An 18046-nucleotide genomic window follows, 5' to 3' on the forward strand; every position below is an offset into this window, starting at 1 on the left:
GTCTCAGACCTCGCGCTTGCGGCGAGGAGCGATGCGCAGGACGGCGGTCCCCGCAGCGATGAGGGCGAAGGCCGCGAGTGCCAGCCAGACCGAGTCGAACCCGGTCATGGCGAGCGTTCCGGCACCGACTCCGGCTCCGGCGGCTGTTCCGATGTGGTTGTACATGTCTCTCTCTCTGTTTCACCAGTCGCGCCGACGGCGTGTCAGCGCATCCAGGTAGGCCTTGGTGTGGACGACCTGCAGGAACAGGTCGACGACGAGCTCGTACATCGACGCGGCGGCGAGCATGTACCGCCAGCCGCGGTCGCGGACCGTCACGATCCGCTCGACGACGAAGATCGCGGTGACGGCCAGCCAGAACGGCTGGAGGCTCAGCTCGCCCCAGCCGACGGCGTAGACGATCGTGGCCAGGTAGACGTAGGTGATGATGCAGCCGAGCATCGTGAGCAGCTGGCGCCCCCAGTAGGGAGCCGTGACCCGCGTGAAGCCGTACTGCACGCAGTTCTCGACCGCTCCGCGCTTCCAGCGCAGGCGCTGACGCCAGAGGTCTCCCCACGTCGGCATGACCTCGGTGACGAGGGTGCAGCCGGCAGGGCTCAGCACGTCGTAGCCGAGGTGGCGGATCGCGAACGTGAGCTCGTTGTCCTCGGTGAGGACGGTGGTGTCGTAGATGCCGCCGATGCCGTCTCCGGAGGGGAGGGAGCCGGCCAGGCGGGCCGCGCTGATGCGGCGCATAACGGCGACCTGGAGCACGGCCGCGGTGCCCGTGACGACGAGGCACTTCCCGTTCAGCCGGCGCACGTCGCGGGCGTAGCGCGCGTACTCGTTGCGCTGGAGGTGGCCGACGAAGCCGCCGCCCTCGCCGCCGCGGAACACTCCTCCGACCGCGCCGATGCCGCCGTGCAGCCTGCCGCGGGCGATCTCGAGGAACCCGGAGTCGAGCGCGGAGTCGGCGTCCTGCACGAGCACCAGGTCGTCGTCCTGCAGCCCCGGGAGGACCTCGGCGAGGAACTGGTTGAGGCCGCCCGCCTTCTTGTGGCTGTTCCCGACGGTGACGAAGACCTCGGCGCCGTGCGCGAGAGCGATCTCGACCGTGGCGTCGGTGCAGTTGTCGGCGATGACGACGATCCGGTCCGGCGGCCAGGTCTGCCGGCGCAGGCCCTCGATCGCCGCGGCGATCCCGGCCTCCTCGTTGTGGGCGGGGAGGGCGGCGACCAGGTCGCCGATGCGCGACGAGGCGCGGCGGCCGCTGCGGGGGCGCGTGCCGCGGATCGGAGTGGATGCCGGAGGGAGCCGGTCGGCGTCGACGGCGGGGAGCCCGGTGCGCTCGAGGACCGCAGTGGGGGCCGGCGGACGCTCGAGCAGCGCGGTCGGGGCGGCCGAGCGCTCCAGGAGCGCGGTCGGGGCGGTCGGACGCTCCGGGACGGCGGTAGCGGCGGACGAACGCTCGACCACGGCGGTCGGCGCGGCCGGACGCTCGTTCATCGCGGCCCGACGCTCCAGCACCGCGGTCGGGGCGGCTGGGATCGTCACCGCTCCAGCGGGGATCGTCACCGCTCCGGCAGGCAGCGCGGACGCGAGGCGGCGCGGAGCGGAGACCCGCTCGCGCCCGGAGCGGGCGGCACGGCGTCCCGAGAGCGGGCGCGAGGCCGTCTCGTCGTGCGCCTCCCAGGTCGCCCGGCGACGGGGAGCCGTCCGCTCGTCCGCGCCGTGGCCGGGCTGTGTGCTCATGACTGTTCCTCTCCGCGGCCGGGGGCCGATGTGCGCTGATGAGCGCCCGCGCGGAACGGAGGTCGTCGCCGGGGTGGGCGCGACCCGAGTGAGGAACGGCGTCCGACGGGGGGATCGGAGCAGGGCCTGACAGAGGACAGCATCGGGGGGTGCTGCGATCAACCTAGGGGCACGGAGATGATGGAAGCAAGCAAAATTTGTCACCCTAAAGGGGCTGTACAAGGTCCTTGCGGCTTCTTTGTCTTCGTCGTAGTTGATCCCTCGCCTCGCTGAGCCTCCTCCACACCCGGCGCACCCCTCTCCGCTCGGCCCCGCGACGGGCCGTTCGGGGGTCGGCGGCGCTCTTGTGCGTCGAGCCGCCGGGGTCCACCATCGAGCGACGGCCCCCGCCCGGGGCAGCCGCACCCGACGGGTCAGGGGCGCCATGCGGTCGCGAGGTCTGCTCTTCTGCCTGATCCCGCCGATCCTCTGGGGCGGCATGCTGCCGGTCGCGGACAGCATCGCGGCGACGGTCGACTCCTTCTTCATGACTCTCATCCGCTACACCGCCGCCGCGGTCGTCCTCGCCCTGCTGCTCGCCCGGGCGGAGGGGCTCCGCGCCTTCCGGCTCGACGGCCGCGGGTGGCGGCTGGCGCTGCTCGGCGCCTCCGGATTCGCCGGCTTCGGCCTGCTCGCCTTCACGGCTCTGCGGTTCACCTCGGCCCCGAACGTCAGCCTGATGATGGGGATGATGCCCGCGATCGGCGCGGTGCTCGCGAGCATCGGCGCGCGTCGCCTGCCGCCGGCCGCCACCGTCGGCTGCATCCTGCTCGCGCTCGCCGGAGTCGCGCTCGTCGTCACCCGCGGCGACGTCGCCCTCCTCCTCGACGGCGAGCTGGGGTTCGGCGAGCTGCTCGCCCTGCTCGGCGCGATCTGCTGGGTCGTCTACACGCGCGGAGCCGCGGCCTTCCCCGGCTGGTCGGCGCTGCGGTACTCGACGCTCACCACCGCGCTCGGCTGCCCCTCGATCGCCGTCGCGGTCGCCGTGGCGACAGCCACCGGCTCCGCGCGCCCGCCGACCGGTGCCGAGGTGCTCGCGGCCTGGCCGCAGCTGGCCTACCTGATCCTCCTGGCCGGCGTCGTCGCCGTGCTGCTGTGGAACACGGGCATCAAGCTGCTCGGCGCCCTCAACGGCACGCTCTTCCAGAACCTCGTCCCGGTGACGACCTTCGCGATCAGCATGGCGGGCGGCTACCGGCCGGGGCCCGTCGCCCTGCTCGGCGCGGCCATCGTCGTGACGGCGCTGCTGCTCAACAACTGGGCGACGCGGCGCGCGGCCGCGGTCGCCGCGCGCCCCGCGGCGGTGCCGGCTCCGGTGCGCTGAGCGCACCGCGAGAGCCTCCCGCTCGGGGCGGTCACTGGTCGGAGTTGCCGGCCCAGCGGACGGAGCCCTGCGCCTCCTCCTTGCTGATCGGGGACACGGTGCCGCAGTGCGAGCACTCGAGCAGGTAGCGGGTCGAGACGGTCAGGACGGGGACGAAGAAGAGCGAGAGGCGCGTCCGGCGGCGGAAGATCCGCTGCTCGTCGCGCTGCCCGCAGACGCGGCAGACGAAGACGAGCGTCCGGAGGAGGTCCTCGACGGCTCGGGTCCCGAAGATGAGGAGCATGCGTCCGAGCGTAGGGAGCAGGGCGCGCTCGGCGGAGGGGGTTGCCGGGGCGCCGTCGCCGCGAAGCGCCGGGCGCAGACGACCACGGCGAGCGCCGTCTCGAGCAGGTCGCCGCCGTAGAACAGCAGGAGCGCCGCCTGGCGTCCGGTCTCGTCCGGAGCCTCCGCGTAGAGCACGGTCGCGAGCAGCCCGTGCGCGGCGATGCCCGCTCCGAGCACCCCCAGGCGCAGGCCGAACGGGGCGCGGTGCGGGTTCGGATCGACTCCGGCGAGCGCCGCCGTCATCAGGCAGCCGCTGAGGAGGAAGTGCACGCTGAGCGCGAGGTGCAGCAGCGGATCGGCGTGCGCGGTGGCGAGCAGTCCGGTCGCGTGCACGAGCCAGAGGGAGCCCGTCGAGAGCAGGAGCGCTGTCACGGGGTGGGCGAGGAGACGGGCCGGGCGGCTCCGGAGCAGCCGCGAGAGCCGCCGGGCAGCCGTGACGTCGAGCGCGCGCAGGGCCAGGGCAACGGGGGCCGAGAGCACCAGGAGGAGCGGCGCGAGCATCCCGAGGACCAGGTGCGTCAGCATCGCCCCGCGCGGATCCGCGTGCGACCACTCCGCGACCGGACCCGTGAAGCAGAGCGCCGCGGTCGCGAGCCCGCCGAGGAGCAGGGCGGTCCGGTGCAGCGGCCACGGCCGTCCGCGCCGCCGCTCGAGGGCCGCGGCGCCCCCTCCGAGCGCCGCCGCCGCGGCCAGCGGGACCAGGAGCAGCAGGCCCGGGTCGAGCAGGGTGTGGTCGGCGTGCGGGGTCACGCCGTCGCGCGCCGTCGCCGAGGCAGGAGGAGCAGGCCCGCCGCCAGCAGCACCGCTCCGGAGGCGATCCAGACGGAGTCGTAGAGCAGCAGGCCGACGTCGTAGCGCACCTGGTGCACCCGGAGCAGCTTGTGGTCCACGACTCCGTCCCACAGCTGGAACAGCCCCGCCCCCGTGAGCCCCGCGGCCCACGCCGTGCGCGGACGCAGAGCGGATCGGCGCCGGGCGTCGGCGAGCAGGAAGCCGCCGCCGACGAGTGCGAGGATCTCGGCCGCGTGCAGCAGCCCGTCCGAGAGAAGGCCGATCGCCGGAGTGGAGCGGTCGTAGAAGTGGTGCCAGGCGAGGATCTGGTGGAAGACGATCTCGTCGACGGCCGCCATGAGGCCGACTCCGATCAGGAGGCCGCCCTGGAACGCCCGGTCGCCGCGGAGTCCCCGACGCCGCATCCGGTCCCCTCCCGATCGAGTGCCGGGGCCCCGGGATCCCGAGACCCCCGCGCCTCCTCCCGAGGCCCCGCCACCAGGGAAGCGGACGCCCGGATCGCGGCCTAGAGGGTTGACTCCTCGCGCCCGCGCCGGTCGTGCTGCCCCTCCGCTACGGGCTGGGCCGACGAGGCGCAACCCCGCGCGAGGGGCGCTCCCGTTCGGGAGAGTGGAGGCATGCAGCAGCTGACCTACGCCTCCAAGAGCTTCGTGACGACCGACGCCGTGACCGAGGCCCTCCTCGACCTGGTGACCGCGATCGACCGCCAGGAGCACTCCGAAGCGGTCACGGTCCCGGCGTTCACCGAGGACGGCGAGCTCATCGAGGCGAAGATGACCCTCGACGCGAGCAGCGAGCTGGTCGCCGTCCCCGTCGAGGTCTCCATCAAGGACGAGGAGTCGACCACCGGCGCCGTCGAGGCCGCCGTCGAGGACATCCGCTCCCGCATCAAGAGCAACCGCGCCACGATCGCGCGCCCCGTGATCGACGAGGACCCGGAGCCCTACAACTACGAGGAGTTCTGAGCCGCGCCTGCGGGCCTCAGCATCTCCGCGGCTCCGCACTGAGGTGCCTGGATCTGCTCGCGACACGCCGGAACTGCCAGCCGATCCGGGCACCTCAGCGGCGGTCCCTCAGAGCGCGGACGCAGCCCAGCGCGGGTCGAGGGCGTAGTCCGCGAGGCGCTTCTCGAGCGCGGCGCGCACCTGACCGGGAGCGTCGTCGCCCACGAGCAGACGGAATCGGGCGTCGCTCCGATCAGCGACGTGCGCGAGGATCTCGGCCGCCACCTCGGCCGGAGGCGTGCCTCCCTGCGGACCGTCGGTCGGCCAGGGGACCTCGGCCGCTCCGAAGAGCTCCCGCCGCAGGTCGTCGTACTCCGGCATCGGCGCCGCGAACCGCATGCTGCCGCCGGCCCAGTCGGTGGCGATCTCCCCGGGCTGCACGAGCGTCACGCGGACGCCGAAGGGGGCGACCTCTGCGGCCATCGCCTCCGTCCAGCCCTCGAGGCCCCACTTCGCCGCGTTGTAGACCCCGAGCGTCGGCATCGTCCCCACCGCGCCGACGGTCGAGATCTGCACGATGTGTCCGGACCCCTGCCGCCGCATCACAGGCAGCGCGGCCCGGCAGAGCCAGAGCGGACCGAGCAGGTCGACGTCCAGCAGCTCCCTCACCTCGTCCTCGCCCACCTCCTCCGCCGTGCCGATGAGCCCGTAGCCCGCGTTGTCGACGAGGACGTCGAGGCGCCCCTCGATCGCCGTGGCCGCGTCGACGGCGCCGGCGGCTGCGGAGGAGTCCGCGACGTCGAGCCGGTGGACCTGCAGCCGCTCGTGCTCGGGCAGGGAGTGCGCGCCCCGGACCGCGGCCAGGACGCAGTGGCCCTCGGCGAGCGCCGCGAGGACGAGCGCACGCCCCAGCCCGCGGGAGGCTCCGGTGATCAGCCAGGTCTGTCGAGTGGTCATGCCTGCACGCTACTCCGAACAAGACGCTCCGTCTCGTTTCGCAGTAGGATCGGAGAATGGCCACCAGCAGGACACGGCAGCGCGTGCACGCCGCCGTGCTCGACCTCGTCGGGACCGAGGGGCTTCCGCGCCTGACGATGGAGGGCGTCGCCGCCCGCGCCGGAGTCGGGAAGCAGACCCTCTACCGCAGCTGGCCCTCCACCGGTGCGATCCTCTTCGACGCGCTCCTCGCGCGGAGCCTGACTCCTGACGGGGCCGTCGCCGTCCCGGACTCCGGAGATCTGCGCGCCGACCTGCTCCTCCTGGTCACCGGCACTGCCGCCGAGCTGAGCGACCCAGTGGCCGAGCCGCTCCTGCGCGCGGTGACCGCTGCGATCCAGACCGACACCGAGCTCGCCGCGCAGTACCGCACCCTGCTGCTCGAGCCCCAGCTGAGCGCGATCGCCGCGCGTCTCGCGAGTGGAGGAGCGGCCGACCCCTCCGGCGCGGCGGAGCTCCTGCTCGGCCCGATCCTCCACCGATGGCTCCTGCGGAGCGGCCCCTTCACCGGCACGTGGGTCGAGCGGCACGTCGACCGGGTCCTGCGAGCGCTCCGCGCCTGACGCGTCCCCACCGACCGGCCGGCCTGCCGGGGCCGCATTCCAGCTGCGCCTCTTGACCGGCGGCGCAGCAGGGAGTCGGATGAGGGCGTGCGCGCGCTGGTCCCCGTCTCCGATCCGTGGTCCGTCGACGGGAGCGGGCGCACGGACGACGGGCCCGTCGACGACCTCGCGGTCCGCGCCGAGCGGGACGGCGGCTCGTACTCAGTCCGGACGCTGCGGCTGACCGGTGTCCGCCTCGGCCCGCGCGGCTCGGTGCACGGAGTGGTCACCGACCCGGTCGCGACGGCTGCGCTCGCGATCGGCTCGCTCCTCCTCTCGTCCATCCCCGCCGGCCTGCCCGGGGACCGGACGCGAGCGGCGATGGCGGCGGCGGAGGCGCGGTCCCAGGAGCTGGCCGCCGACCGGCCCGCGTGGGACGTGAGCGCCCTCCCCCTCGACGGGATCGACTACGCGCTCTTCACCCGGACCCTGCCCGAGGGCGCCGTCGCGCACGCCGACCTCGGCTGGGCCGTCGTCGCGCTGTGGAGCACAGGCCCGCTCCCCCGGGGTCCCTTCCACCTGCTCGAGATCCCCGACGAGCCCGTCCCGCGCTGAGTCGCCCGGATCGGCTCGCGACACACCGCAGCGGGGAGCCGATCCGGGCGACTCAGCGGACGGGTCAGCGCACTCAGCGCAGGGTCACGCGCCCGCGACCGTGGAGCCGCGCACCAGCAGCTCGGTCGGCAGCAGCGTCACGCGCTGCACCTCCTCGCCGGCCAGGAGGCGCACCAGCACGTCCGCCATCGCCTCGCCGAGGCCCGTGGAGGGCTGGCGCACCGTGGTGAGGCGCGGCTCGCTCGCCTCGGCGAAGTAGTCGCCGTCGAATCCCGCGAGCGCGATGTCGCCCGGCACCGTGAGGCCGCGCTCGCGCAGCGCCGTCAGGGCGCCCGCCGCCATCTGGTCGTTGGAGGCGAAGACCGCGTCGATAGGCCGCCCGGAGTCGAGCAGGCGGCGCATCGCGGTCGCGCCGTCCTCGGGCGAGTAGTCGCCGTACTCGACGAGCGAGTCGTCGAGCCCCGCGGCGGTGACGGCCGAGCGCCAGCCCGACAGGCGGTCGATCGCGGCGGGCATGTCCTGGCGGCTCGCGATCATCGCGGGGGCCGTGCGGCCGAGGCCCAGGAGGTGCTCGGTGACCGTGCGCGCCGCTCCGGTGTTGTCGACGTCGACGAAGTAGCTGCCGCCCTCCTCCGTCAGCGGCCGCCCGCCGAAGACCACGGGGAGCGAGGCGCCGAGCTGCGCGTAGGAGTGGTCGCCGCTGTGGTGCGAGACGACGAGCGCGCCGTCGACGTTGCCGCCGAGCAGGTAGCGCCGCGTCTTCTCGGGCGCCGCCTCGGACGCGATCACGATGGTGAGCGTGTACTCGGTGCCGGCGAAGGCCATCGCGGCGCCCTGCACCACTGAGGCGAGGAACGGATCCGCGAACACCTTCGCCGCCGACTCCGGCACCACGAGCGCGACGGTCTGCGTGCGGCGGCTGGCGAGGGAGCGCGCGGCGCGGTTGGGCACGTAGCCGAGCTGCTCGATCGCGGCGAGCACGGCCGTCCGGGCGCCGTCCTTCACGCGCGGGGAGTCGTTGACGACCCGGCTGACCGTCGCGCGGGAGACTCCGGCCAGCGCGGCGACGGCTTCGAGGGTCGGGGCGGCCGAGGCGGTGTCGTGGGTCATGCAGGCCTTCCTCGCGGGTGCCTCCGAGGCTAGCCGAGCGCCGGAGGAGCGGGCCCGTGGAGGGCGTCCTCGGCGTGAAGGGGCGCGGATCGCGGCCATTCGGGGGTGATGCGGGGCGGCGGAGCGGGCCGGCGGAGTGAGTCCGCGGCCTGCGAGGGCGCGGATCGAGGCCGTTCGGGGTGGCGCGAAGCGGTCGGGGGCGCTGCCTCGGCGATCACCGGCGCGACCGGCGCGCGGCGATCGATCGCACACTGGCGGAGGCCGGGAGCCTCGCGCCCGTCAGCGCCCGCGGCGGAAGCGCGCGAGGAGTCTCCGGAGCCGCTCGGCCTGCCGGTCGGTGAAGTCGTTCGACAGCCGGAACGCCTCGCTCGTCGGATCCGCTCCGTTCGCGACATCGCGGATGGCGCGCAGCGCCTGCTCCGACGGCGTCGGCCCGTCCCCTGGACGCGGCTGCGCCGGCCCGCTCGAGGGGTCCTCGTCGCGCGGGTCCTTCGGCTCCATGTCGCCTCCTCCGCGCCAGCCTAGGCGGCGGGAGGTCGGGCCAGGAGGTCTCGGGCGGAGCGTGATCGGCGGGATCCTGCGCGGCAACGGTCGGGATGAGCCGAGCACGACGACCGGCCGAGCCACGAACCCGCCGGCCGCTCAGTCCACTGCCCGATCCCTCACCGCACCCCCCGACCCCCGGACCCGGGGCACCACGGCCCCGGGCCCGAGGCCCCCGTCCCGCGGTCCGATGTCCCCCGACCCGGTCCCGCGGGAGTCTCCGGGCCTCAGCCCTTCACCGCTCCGCTCATGATGCCCGCGATGAGCTGGCGTCCGGCGAGGAGGAACAGCACCAGCAGCGGGATCACCGAGAGCACGGCGCCGGCCAGCACGATCGAGTAGTCGACGTAGTAGCCCGACTGCAGCTGCGCGAGCGCCGTCTGCAGCGTCGGATTCGTGGGGCTGAGGACGATCAGCGGCCAGAGGAAGTCGGTCCACGCCATCATGAACGTGAAGAGACCGAGGATCGCCATCGCCGGTCGCGCGGCCGGGACCGCGACGGTGAGGAACGTCCGGAACTGGTTCGCTCCGTCCACGCGCGCCGCCTCGATCAGCTCGTCCGGGATCACGTCGACCAGGTACTGCCGCATGAAGAACACGCCGAACGCGGTGACCAGCGTCGGCACGATCACGGCGCCGAGCGAGCCGGTCCAGCCGAGCTGCCGCATCAGGATGAACAGCGGGATGATGCCCAGCTGCGTCGGGATCGCCATGGTCGCGACGACTCCGATCATCAGGCCGTCGCGCCCGCGGAACCGCAGCTTCGCGAAGGCGTAGCCGGCGAGCGTCGAGAACGACACGACCGACAGCGTGATGATCCCCGAGACGATGACGCTGTTCAGCAGCGCCGTCCAGAACGGGATCGCCGTCAGCACCTGCGAGGCGTTGGCGAGGAAATTGCCGCCCGGGACGAGCGGCAGGGTCTCGCTGCGGGTCGCGTTCGAGCCGCTCGCCACGACGAACGACCACCACAGCGGGTAGGTCGAGCCGAGGATGAAGGCGCTCAGCAGCCCGTAGGTGAGGAAGCCGGGCCGGTCGACGCGGCCGGCGCGGGAGGCGCGGACGCGGCGCACCGGGAAGGCGGCGGAGGTGGCGGGGGCGGTCATCGCTCGCTCTCGTTCTGGCCGAGGCCGGTGGTGGTGAGCAGGGGGTCCGCGGCGGCGATCTCGTCCGCGGTCGCGGGGCGGGCGGAGCGCCGCTTCGAGCGCTGCGAGATCCGGTTCTCGACGGAGGCGATCCGCCGCGAGATCGCGAAGTTCAGCAGGCCGATCAGCACGATCAGGAGGAACAGCAGCCACGCGATCGCGGCCGCCTCGCCGAAGTTCTGGCGGAAGAACGCCATCTCCCAGAGGTAGAGGACGGTGGTCTGGAACTGCCGGTCCGAGCCGCCGATGCCGCCCGCGTTCGACACGTCGAACAGGCGCGGCTCCGCGAAGATCTGCAGGCCGCCGATGGTGGCGGTGATGATCACGAAGATCAGGGTCGGCCGGATGCTGGGGATCGTGATCGAGCGGAAGCGGCGGAACGCGTTCGCCCCGTCGATCGCGGCCGACTCGTGCAGCTCGCGCGGCACGGCCTGCATGGCGGCGAGGAGGATGAGGGCGTTGTAGCCGGTCCAGCGCCAGTTGACCATCGTCGCGATCGCGACGTGGCTGGCGAGGCGGTCGTTCGTCCACTCGATCGGGCTGATGCCCACCAGGCCGATCAGATTGTTGATCAGGCCCTCCTGGTCGCTGAAGACGCTCGAGAAGATCAGCGCGACCGCGACCGGCGAGACGATGTACGGCAGCAGGATGCTCATCCGCCAGAAGGTGCTGGCCCGCAGCGCCTGGTCGAGGGCGGCCGCGAGCAGCAGCGCGACGGCGAGCTGCGGGATCGTGGAGAGCAGGAAGATGCTCAGCGTGTTGACGATCGAGTTCCAGAAGAAGCGGTCGCCGAGCACGGCCGCGAAGTTCGCGAACCCGACGAAGTCGCCCTGGCCCTGCAGCAGCTGCCAGTCGTAGAGCGACACGACGAGCGTGTAGACCAGCGGGAACGCGCCGGTGAGCGCGAAGAGCAGGAAGAACGGCGAGATGTAGAGGTAGGGCGAGGCCTTCACGTCGAAGCGGCTCGCGCGCTGGCGGAAGGTCAGCGGGAGTCGGGGCGCCGGGCGCCGCTTCCCCGCGGGGGGCGTCGCCGTGGCCGGCGGGGTGAGTGTGCTCGTCATGGCGCTCTCTTCGAGGTCGAGTCGGAGTCGGAGGGGATGCGGCGGGGCCGGCCGGGAGGGTCGCGGGCGGTAGGGCCGACCGGGAGGAGTCGCGGGCGGCGGGGCCGGAGAGGCCTCGGGTCGGCGGACGGCAGCGTTTCTCCCGTGCGGCGGGGCCGGCCCGGGATGCGGGCGGCCCGGCCGCACGGGGACCGGGAGGTCCGGTGGCGGCCGGACCTCCCGTATCGGTTGGGCGTCGGCTCGGAGGCGTCAGCCCCCGGGCGTCGGCCCGACCGGATCAGTCGACGAGCTCACCGAGGAGCTGGAGCGCCTCGTTCCAGCCCTCCTTGCCGTCGATCTCGCCGCGGTCGACCTTCTGCAGGACCGGTCCGAAGACGTTCTCCTGGATCAGCGAGTCGTCCGGGCCCTTGTACTGGGCGACGACGCCCTCGGCGCGCTGCGCGAGGATCGCGCCGGTCGGGGAGTCGTTCATGCCGGGGTCGGGAGCGGCCGCCGAGGCGAGCTCCTTCTGCGCGTCGAGGGTGCTCGGGAACGGTCCGGCCGCCTCGAACGCCTTCAGCTGCTGCTCCGGCTCGCTGAGCCACGACGCCAGCGCGGCGGCCTCAGCGGGGTGCTTCGACTGGGTCGGGACAGAGAGGAACGAGCCGCCCCAGTTGGCGGGGCCGCCGGGGAAGACGTCGGCGAAGTCCCAGCCGGTGGCCTCGGCGTTCCCGCCGCCGGCCTCGACGTTGCTCTTCAGCGTGCCGAACATCCAGCCCGGGCAGACGAAGGTGGCGAAGGTCTGGTCGGTGAACGACTTGCCCTTGTTCCAGTCCCACGCCTTCTGCGCGGCCGAGAGGCCGGAGGCGGTGGCGTCGGTCAGCTGGCCCCAGCGCTCCTCGAGCTCCGGGTTGCCCTCGACGTTCAGCTCGCCGTCGGAGGTGTAGTACCCCTCGGGCAGCTGGTTGACCATGGCGTTCCAGACGAATCCGGAGTGGTCGAACCAGGCCTTGCCGGTGGCGTCGTGGTACTTCTGACCGGCGGCGAAGTAGTCGTCCCAGGTCGCGTCCGGTCCGCCGAGCATCTCGGCGACGGCGGCGCGGTCGGTGGGCATGCCCGCTGCCTCGAAGGCGGCGGTGTTGTAGCAGAGGCCCTCGGGTCCGATGTCGGTGCCGTAGCCGATGACGCGCCCCTCGGGGTCGGTCGCCTGCTCGTACTTCCAGTCGACCCAGTCGGCCTTGCGGTCCTCGATGCCGTGGTCGCGCAGGTCGACGAACTGGTCCGAGACCTCCATGACGGAGCCGAGCCAGCCCTCCTCGATGGCGACGACGTCGGCGAGTCCGGACCCGGCGGCGAGCTTGGTGAACGCGTCGGTCCGCGCGTTGCCGCCGGTGTCGATGTTGTTCGGGACGATGGTGATCCCCGGGTTGGCGTCCTCGTACTCGCCGTAGAGCTCGTCGAAGCCCATGGCGTTAAACGTGGTGACGGTCAGTTCGATGTTCCCGCCCTCTGCCGCGTCCGAGCCGGAGGTGCATCCGGAGACGAGGAGGGCGAGAGTGGCGGCGCCGGCGATCGCTGTGGCGACCCCGGCACGTCGTGATGCGAGCACGGTCACTCCTTCGTGATGGTGGTTGGGGCACTCCGGACAGCGCTCCCACGTGTGCTGTGCCGCGTGTGTGAGAGCGCTCTCACGAGGTGTGCGGCGAGCTTACGCACGCCCCCACGGAGAGGTCAAGCATTTTCGAGAGAGCGCTCTCATGGAGGTTGACAGAACTGTTTCGCGGGGGTCCGGAGCGCCCTTCAGACACTCACCACCCCGGCACCCACAGTGCTGGAGTCGGGCATGCCGAGCAGGCGCAGCAGTAATTGCAAGGCACCACAACCCCAGGCGGACCCGACCTTCCCTCAATAACTTCTTCAGGGCTTTGGCGTCCAAGAACGAGCCGACTTGATCTCACAGCCATCATCCTGTCTGACAAGAGGTCTCTCGCAACGCAACTACTCGACATCTGTGTGTAGGGCAATTAGTCTTGCGGCATGTCAGACCTAACTATGGATAGCCTCGACGACCTTGCCGAGCTCCTCGGCTCGAGTCAGTCACTACCAATCCTGTTCGTGGGCTCCGGTCTGTCTCGTCGGTACCTTGGAGCCCCAGACTGGAATGGGCTCGTCGAATACGCTGCCGGACTGACAGAATATCCACTTGATTACTATTCAAGCCGCCTTCCCGAGGCAACAGCGGAAGACGACCGACTACCACAGATCTCTTCGCTTATAGCAGAGCAGTTTCATTCGGAATGGTGGACAACTCCCAAGTATGAGCAGGTCAGGAGCGGCAACACCGAGCCCCTACCAGGTGCTGGCGATCCACTGAAACTTATGATTGCAAAATATATAGGTGGCCTGAAAGAACTAACGGAGACCACACTTCTCACCGAACGCGAGACGTTAAGTCGGGCAAAAGTTCATGCGGTCATAACTACGAATTACGATTGCGTCTTAGAAGAGGCATTTCCGGACTTTCGAGTATACGTCGGGCAGCAAGACATTCTCTTTGCCGCTCCTCAATACATCGGAGAGATTTACAAGATTCATGGCTCCGTCTCGAACCCGCGAAGTCTCGTTCTCACCGGGGAGGACTACGCCGCCTACCGTCGCAAAAACCCCTATTTAATAGCGAAGATAATGACCCTCTTTGTAGAGCATCCAGTTATATTTATTGGCTACAGCTTGCGAGACCCACATATTCTGGATCTTCTTGCGACATTGGTCTCATGCCTTTCAGATGACCAGTTGCGAACCTTCAATAAACGCCTCATCTTCGTAGGCCGAGTGGGTCCGAATCGCCCGAAGGGACTGTCGCGTTCGAGTATCACAGTGCCCGGACACACCTTCGGCGTCCAGGAGTTTGGAGTCGACGACTTCAATGGAATGTTCGAAGTTCTTGCCGACCTGCCCGAACACTACCCGGTCAAACTTCTTCGAAACCTCGCGGAACGCGTCACGCAGATGGCATATTCAGATGCCTCAAGTGAGAGAGTGCATGTTCTACCGCTGCAAGAGGGTGAGGATGTCAACGATGTTGAAGTCGTGATCGGTGTCGGCGCTTTCGAAAGACTGGGCGTGAAGGGCTACTCGGCATATAGTCGGACGGAGCTATTTCTCGATATGCTTGCTGGTGCCGAGGATCATAATATTGAAAACTTGCGAAATCACCTGATTCCGCATTGCTTTCGCAATGCAAAATTCTCTCCGATATTTTACGCGAGATACCTTGCAGCAGAGCACGGCGTCGACTTTCGAGAAAGCGAACTCCCTAGCCGCGCGCAAGCTCTTCTAACTGGCGCCACCGCAGTAGCGCCCTATCCTGGCAGGCGCCCCAGCAATTGGTCCGAGATGAGCTTCACCGAAATTCTAGAGCAATATCCAGAACTGGCCGAGAATTTGTCTGCTGGATGCACCTATGACTTGGAAGACGTGATCGCGCTCGGACGATATCTATGGCCAAAATTCGTCGATAACCGCTCGCCGTCAACCGTGCTCGCTAAAGCCGGGGCGAAGTTCGATCGCTTGGTCTATGGAGATGACTTCAATGGTGATCGAGATGAACTTCGTGAACGTGTTCGGACCGAGCTAGGCCGACCTCGGTACTAGGTGGGATTTAGGTAATCGCACACCTACGTCAAAGCTTCGTTGCGTAAGCGATGACTGATTCGACATAACTTCGCGACGTCATCGGATATTTAAGCGCTACTGCCAGGAATTTTTTGAAGTTTCTACTAAGAGGATAGGCAGGGTTATATGTGGACAAGCCGAACTTTTTTTCAAAACATTGCGGGTTTGCATTCCATTCGAGGAACAGCGCAACCACCTCAAAGCCCCCAATGAATTCTTGCACCAGCTGCGTATCAACCGACTTAACGGCTCCGCGGACGAGGTCAAACCATTTCAACAGATTTTTCTCAGACGGTGCCAGAAGTTGCTCACTTAGCATCCCTCGGGCACCTGCAAATAAATTGATGATGCCCGACGAAGCGGTCCCCTGCGTCCCGGCCGCAAAGGTGTGCGCCACCTTGTTCCGTGCATTGCGCAGTTTTTCCAGCTCGCCGACCTGCGCAATCAGGTAATCGTTCGGACCAAAAAGGCGGGAGTAAGCGGCGATGCGTGAGCTCCAATCCCCTTTGACCACTCCCTCAAGATCTCGCTCTGCTAATTTGATGTTCCTTTTGAGTAAGGAAAGTCCCTCAATGTGCTTTGGGAAGCCGGGCTCGAGAGAGGGATCCGATAGGGCCGCGAGAAAACAGACCGAGCTCATATACTTCTCAAAAGCAGAAAGGAGAATCACGAGTGTGGCTCGCCGATGCCACTGGTTGCCAATTTTCATTTCGGCCGCGAACTGCGAAGTGTTGTGATTAAGCGACCTATCGAAGCGGCCCTGAGTTAGACCAAGGTGCGTCCGGAAGTCATCTGAGTCTGTCAAGTGGTGTAGCACGCCACCTACAGCAGCCATGCCAGCGGCGGCTGACCAATAGTACTCATTCACTATCGTGAAGTCTGCGTAAAAGCGTTGCGCGGGGAGTGAGGTGGGTAGAATCGGCTGAGACCGGTCGAAGACAGTTGCGGACGGCATGCGTGTAACTGTCCCAGTTGATTCCTCAATGCACAAGTAGGACTATCGAAAATTGCAGCGAAGCAAATTTGATCTAGAGGAGATCAAGAACCAGCCGCGATTGAAGCCCTGTAAATGTAAAGCCGCCGGAGGAGCCGGCGGCCCACGAGGGAGTCAGTCAGTTAGCACCGCGAAGCCCTGCGCGGGCAGCTGCACGGAGACGGCACCGGACGGCGACGTCTCGCTCACGAGCGCGCCGTCCTGCGAGTAGACGCGCAGGGTGCCGGAGCCGCCCGAGACGCCGATCGCCGTGGTGCGCACTCCGTCGGTGGAGTTGCGGATCAGCTCGGTGCGGCCGCCCTCTCCTTCGACCACGAGGCGCGTCACCAGCGGTCGCACCAGCAGCGCGTCGAGGCGCGTCTGCCCACTCAGCGGGCGGACTTGGACACTCGTCGATCCGGCCGGCACGGTGCGGCGGAGCTTCTCCGGGAGCAGCGCGCCCGACGCCTCGGTGACCCCCTGCGACCCGACGGTCGAGCGGAGCAGGTCGAGCGGGCGCGAGCCCGACGTCCAGACGCTCAGGGGCGTGCGCTCCGTGCCGCGCTGCGGCTGGTCGATGACGGCCTCGACCACGCGGTCCTGCGTGGACGGACCGATCGGGATCGACACCGCGCGGCGCGGGTCGGTCAGCGAGAGGTACGAGCCGCTCCAGCCGGCCTCCCCCGTCCAGGACGACTCGGGCGTGACGACGGTGCCACCGCGCGCGCTCTCCGCCTCCACGAGCGTCAGTCCGTCGCGCGAGCGCTCGGTGGCGACGGAGCGGGCGCGGTCGGCGACGTCCGGGTGCTCGTCGAGCGCCAGCATCGCCAGCAGGCCGTGGATCGTGCTCTCGGCGCCGCTGTTGCGGTTGACGGAGCCGTCGGCCTGGTCGCCGTCGAAGACGACTCCGGTGGCCGGGTCGTAGACCGGGCCGAGGCTGCGGTTCAGGCCGAAGAACCAGGCGCCCTGCACGGCCGCGAGGTCGGTGAAGGCGCTGGAGCCGGTGACGTCGGCCAGGGCGAGCGAGTTCTGCAGGCGGGAGTCGGCTCCGTACGCGATCTGCACGCGGTCGGTCGGAGTGGGGTTCCAGCCGTTGTCCGGGCCGCCGGCGGTGAGCAGCTCCGGGGCGAAGCGGGCGCCGTCGACGAGCGCGGGCTCGAGGAGGGAGGAGTCGTCGAGCGCCGCGGACGACGCGGCCAGGCCGCCGGCCATCTGCGACGACCAGGAGTGCCAGAGCGTGCGCGACTTCGTCCACGGGAGGATCGCGCCGTACGGCCAGGCGGTGGTGTCCGCCTCCGTCGTGGTGCGGGCGTAGGCGGCGACGCCCTCGGCGAGCTCGGCCGTGCTCGAGCGCACCGCGGAGTCGTCGGGGGCGGCCTCGAGGTAGGCGGACAGGCCGAGCAGCGCCTCCGAGGTGGCGTCGGCGCCGTCGACGATCAGCCAGGCCGGCACCTGCACGCCGTCGGCCTGCGCGTACTCGCCGTAGCGCGTGAGCACCTCGCGGTCGACCGCCGCGACGCCGAGGCGCAGCCGCTCCTGCAGGAAGGCGGCGAACTCCGGATCCGTGTCGCGGAACGCCGCGTAGCCCTCGCCGAGCGCCCAGAGGGTGCGGGCGAGCCAGTAGCTGTCCTCGGAGTCGCTCGGATCCGGCAGCTCGACCGGCTCGGCGCTCGCGTTGAGCTCCCCGTCGGTCTGCATCCAGAGCACCACGTTCCCGGCGTCGTCGCCCTCGGTGGTCTGGAAGTAGGCGAGAGCGCGGAGCGTCTCGAAGGCCTTCTCGCGGCTCTCGGTCGATCCGGTCTGCTGCCAGTGGCGGAGGTAGACGACCGCGGCGCGCGAGATGTCGTCGGTGTTGAACGCGCCCTGCTCGTAGTCGCCGGTCGCCGGATCGAGGCGGCCGCCGCCCACGCGCTCGAAGGCGCCGCCGTCGCGGGCGTCGGCGTATGTCCACGGCATCACCAGGGTCGGCTCCTCGTCGAGCCGGTAGGTGGTGTGGCCGGGCTCGGGCACCGGAGTGGCGGTGTCGAGGAGGAAGTCGAGGTGCGCCGTGTTCGTCAGCGGCTCGGCCGCCTGCGCGGGGGTCGCGCCGAGGGCGAGGCCCCCGACGGTGAGGGCGGCGGCGGCCAGGACGGCCGCCGATCTGGTGAGCGTGTTCGTCATCGAACTCTCCTTGGGTGGGGTGCGGGGGCGGATCTCGATAGGCCCGTGATGCGGGCTGCTCGATCAGCGGGAGGCGCCGACGGACTCGATCAG

General features: G+C 69.8%; 18 protein-coding genes. 5 read left to right on the forward strand and 13 right to left on the reverse strand.

Annotation, left to right across the window (positions count from 1 at the left end):
* Positions 1 to 3: 3 nt before the first annotated feature.
* Together C5C33_RS18385 and C5C33_RS04715 are read right to left on the reverse strand one after the other, a co-directional pair.
* Entirely contained in the window at positions 4 to 165 is a 162-nt protein-coding gene (locus C5C33_RS18385; protein ID WP_167305255.1) for a hypothetical protein, read from the reverse strand.
* 15 nt (positions 166 to 180) lie between these two features.
* Positions 181 to 1731, reverse strand: a complete 1551-nt coding sequence (locus C5C33_RS04715) for a glycosyltransferase family 2 protein (protein ID WP_258069179.1) — start codon at positions 1729 to 1731, stop codon at positions 181 to 183.
* A 424-nt stretch (positions 1732 to 2155) separates the two neighbouring features.
* Here C5C33_RS04715 and C5C33_RS04720 point away from each other — a divergent pair, with 424 nt between their 5' ends.
* Positions 2156 to 3094, forward strand: a complete 939-nt coding sequence (locus tag C5C33_RS04720; RefSeq protein ID WP_104260538.1) for a DMT family transporter — start codon at positions 2156 to 2158, stop codon at positions 3092 to 3094.
* 31 nt (positions 3095 to 3125) lie between these two features.
* On the opposite strand, the gene C5C33_RS19205 is transcribed toward C5C33_RS04720, so the two are convergent.
* Genes C5C33_RS19205 through C5C33_RS04735 form a run of 3 tightly spaced genes read right to left on the reverse strand, consistent with a single transcriptional unit; the run spans position 3126 to position 4614 of the window.
* Complete coding sequence (locus C5C33_RS19205; RefSeq protein WP_374953527.1) at positions 3126 to 3284, reverse strand: hypothetical protein; 159 nt, start codon at positions 3282 to 3284, stop codon at positions 3126 to 3128.
* The gene (locus C5C33_RS04730) at positions 3236 to 4168 is read right to left on the reverse strand and encodes a cytochrome c oxidase assembly protein (RefSeq protein ID WP_104260540.1); all 933 of its coding nucleotides are present in this window, start codon (positions 4166 to 4168) and stop codon (positions 3236 to 3238) included. Before C5C33_RS04730 ends, C5C33_RS19205 begins: the two co-directional genes overlap by 49 nt.
* Positions 4165 to 4614 carry a DUF2243 domain-containing protein gene (locus C5C33_RS04735; RefSeq protein WP_104260541.1) on the reverse strand — a complete coding sequence of 150 codons (450 nt, stop codon included), beginning with the start codon at positions 4612 to 4614 and terminating at the stop codon, positions 4165 to 4167. Before C5C33_RS04735 ends, C5C33_RS04730 begins: the two co-directional genes overlap by 4 nt.
* A gap of 213 nt (positions 4615 to 4827) precedes the next feature.
* Here C5C33_RS04735 and C5C33_RS04740 point away from each other — a divergent pair, with 213 nt between their 5' ends.
* Positions 4828 to 5175, forward strand: a complete 348-nt coding sequence (locus C5C33_RS04740) for a hypothetical protein (protein WP_104223965.1) — start codon at positions 4828 to 4830, stop codon at positions 5173 to 5175.
* Positions 5176 to 5283: 108 nt separating this feature from the next.
* Here the strand turns inward: C5C33_RS04740 and C5C33_RS04745 are convergent, their stop codons facing one another.
* Positions 5284 to 6111: an SDR family NAD(P)-dependent oxidoreductase gene (locus C5C33_RS04745; RefSeq protein ID WP_258059797.1), complete on the reverse strand. Its 828-nt coding sequence runs from the start codon at positions 6109 to 6111 to the stop codon at positions 5284 to 5286.
* Between the two features lie 56 nt (positions 6112 to 6167).
* On the opposite strand from C5C33_RS04745, the gene C5C33_RS04750 reads away from it, so the two are divergent.
* Together C5C33_RS04750 and C5C33_RS04755 are read left to right on the forward strand one after the other, a co-directional pair.
* Positions 6168 to 6713: a TetR/AcrR family transcriptional regulator gene (locus C5C33_RS04750; RefSeq protein WP_104232939.1), complete on the forward strand. Its 546-nt coding sequence runs from the start codon at positions 6168 to 6170 to the stop codon at positions 6711 to 6713.
* Between the two features lie 87 nt (positions 6714 to 6800).
* Positions 6801 to 7307, forward strand: a complete 507-nt coding sequence (locus C5C33_RS04755) for a hypothetical protein (RefSeq protein WP_104260542.1) — start codon at positions 6801 to 6803, stop codon at positions 7305 to 7307.
* Positions 7308 to 7391: 84 nt separating this feature from the next.
* Here C5C33_RS04755 and C5C33_RS04760 read toward each other — a convergent pair whose 3' ends face one another.
* The 5 genes from C5C33_RS04760 to C5C33_RS04780 form a co-directional block, all read right to left on the reverse strand.
* Positions 7392 to 8417 (reverse strand): LacI family DNA-binding transcriptional regulator, encoded by a 1026-nt coding sequence (locus tag C5C33_RS04760; RefSeq protein WP_104223963.1) that lies wholly within the window; start codon positions 8415 to 8417, stop codon positions 7392 to 7394.
* A gap of 279 nt (positions 8418 to 8696) precedes the next feature.
* On the reverse strand, positions 8697 to 8918 hold the full coding sequence (locus tag C5C33_RS04765; protein WP_104223962.1) for a hypothetical protein: 222 nt from the start codon (positions 8916 to 8918) through the stop codon (positions 8697 to 8699).
* A 269-nt stretch (positions 8919 to 9187) separates the two neighbouring features.
* Positions 9188 to 10066 carry a carbohydrate ABC transporter permease gene (locus tag C5C33_RS04770; RefSeq protein WP_104223961.1) on the reverse strand — a complete coding sequence of 293 codons (879 nt, stop codon included), beginning with the start codon at positions 10064 to 10066 and terminating at the stop codon, positions 9188 to 9190.
* Entirely contained in the window at positions 10063 to 11166 is a 1104-nt protein-coding gene (locus tag C5C33_RS04775; RefSeq protein WP_104260543.1) for a carbohydrate ABC transporter permease, read from the reverse strand. The genes C5C33_RS04770 and C5C33_RS04775 overlap by 4 nt, the downstream gene beginning before the upstream one ends.
* A 277-nt stretch (positions 11167 to 11443) precedes the next feature.
* The gene (locus tag C5C33_RS04780) at positions 11444 to 12754 is read right to left on the reverse strand and encodes an ABC transporter substrate-binding protein (protein ID WP_104260544.1); all 1311 of its coding nucleotides are present in this window, start codon (positions 12752 to 12754) and stop codon (positions 11444 to 11446) included.
* Positions 12755 to 13182: 428 nt separating this feature from the next.
* Here C5C33_RS04780 and C5C33_RS04785 point away from each other — a divergent pair, with 428 nt between their 5' ends.
* A complete protein-coding gene (locus tag C5C33_RS04785; RefSeq protein ID WP_104260545.1) occupies positions 13183 to 14799 on the forward strand; it encodes an SIR2 family protein in 1617 nt (538 codons plus the stop codon).
* Positions 14800 to 14827: 28 nt separating this feature from the next.
* Here the strand turns inward: C5C33_RS04785 and C5C33_RS18175 are convergent, their stop codons facing one another.
* Both C5C33_RS18175 and C5C33_RS04790 read right to left on the reverse strand, forming a co-directional pair.
* Positions 14828 to 15688, reverse strand: a complete 861-nt coding sequence (locus tag C5C33_RS18175) for a hypothetical protein (protein WP_146085746.1) — start codon at positions 15686 to 15688, stop codon at positions 14828 to 14830.
* Positions 15689 to 15928: 240 nt separating this feature from the next.
* Positions 15929 to 17953: a hypothetical protein gene (locus C5C33_RS04790; RefSeq protein WP_104260546.1), complete on the reverse strand. Its 2025-nt coding sequence runs from the start codon at positions 17951 to 17953 to the stop codon at positions 15929 to 15931.
* Between the last annotated feature and the right edge of the window lie 93 nt (positions 17954 to 18046).

It is taken from the genome of Rathayibacter sp. AY1H3 (assembly GCF_002932015.1).

Bases quoted from the DNA above. Each gene is read 5' to 3' on its own strand.
- C5C33_RS18385 (WP_167305255.1), bottom strand. From the start codon at position 165: ATGTACAACCACATCGGAACAGCCGCCGGAGCCGGAGTCGGTGCCGGA.
- C5C33_RS04715 (WP_258069179.1), bottom strand. From the start codon at position 1,731: ATGAGCACACAGCCCGGCCACGGCGCGGACGAGCGGACGGCTCCCCGT.
- C5C33_RS04720 (WP_104260538.1), top strand. From the start codon at position 2,156: ATGCGGTCGCGAGGTCTGCTCTTCTGCCTGATCCCGCCGATCCTCTGG.
- C5C33_RS04735 (WP_104260541.1), bottom strand. From the start codon at position 4,614: ATGCGGCGTCGGGGACTCCGCGGCGACCGGGCGTTCCAGGGCGGCCTC.
- C5C33_RS04740 (WP_104223965.1), top strand. From the start codon at position 4,828: ATGCAGCAGCTGACCTACGCCTCCAAGAGCTTCGTGACGACCGACGCC.
- C5C33_RS04745 (WP_258059797.1), bottom strand. From the start codon at position 6,111: ATGACCACTCGACAGACCTGGCTGATCACCGGAGCCTCCCGCGGGCTG.
- C5C33_RS04750 (WP_104232939.1), top strand. From the start codon at position 6,168: ATGGCCACCAGCAGGACACGGCAGCGCGTGCACGCCGCCGTGCTCGAC.
- C5C33_RS04760 (WP_104223963.1), bottom strand. From the start codon at position 8,417: ATGACCCACGACACCGCCTCGGCCGCCCCGACCCTCGAAGCCGTCGCC.
- C5C33_RS04765 (WP_104223962.1), bottom strand. From the start codon at position 8,918: ATGGAGCCGAAGGACCCGCGCGACGAGGACCCCTCGAGCGGGCCGGCG.
- C5C33_RS04770 (WP_104223961.1), bottom strand. From the start codon at position 10,066: ATGACCGCCCCCGCCACCTCCGCCGCCTTCCCGGTGCGCCGCGTCCGC.
- C5C33_RS04775 (WP_104260543.1), bottom strand. From the start codon at position 11,166: ATGACGAGCACACTCACCCCGCCGGCCACGGCGACGCCCCCCGCGGGG.
- C5C33_RS04785 (WP_104260545.1), top strand. From the start codon at position 13,183: ATGTCAGACCTAACTATGGATAGCCTCGACGACCTTGCCGAGCTCCTC.
- C5C33_RS04790 (WP_104260546.1), bottom strand. From the start codon at position 17,953: ATGACGAACACGCTCACCAGATCGGCGGCCGTCCTGGCCGCCGCCGCC.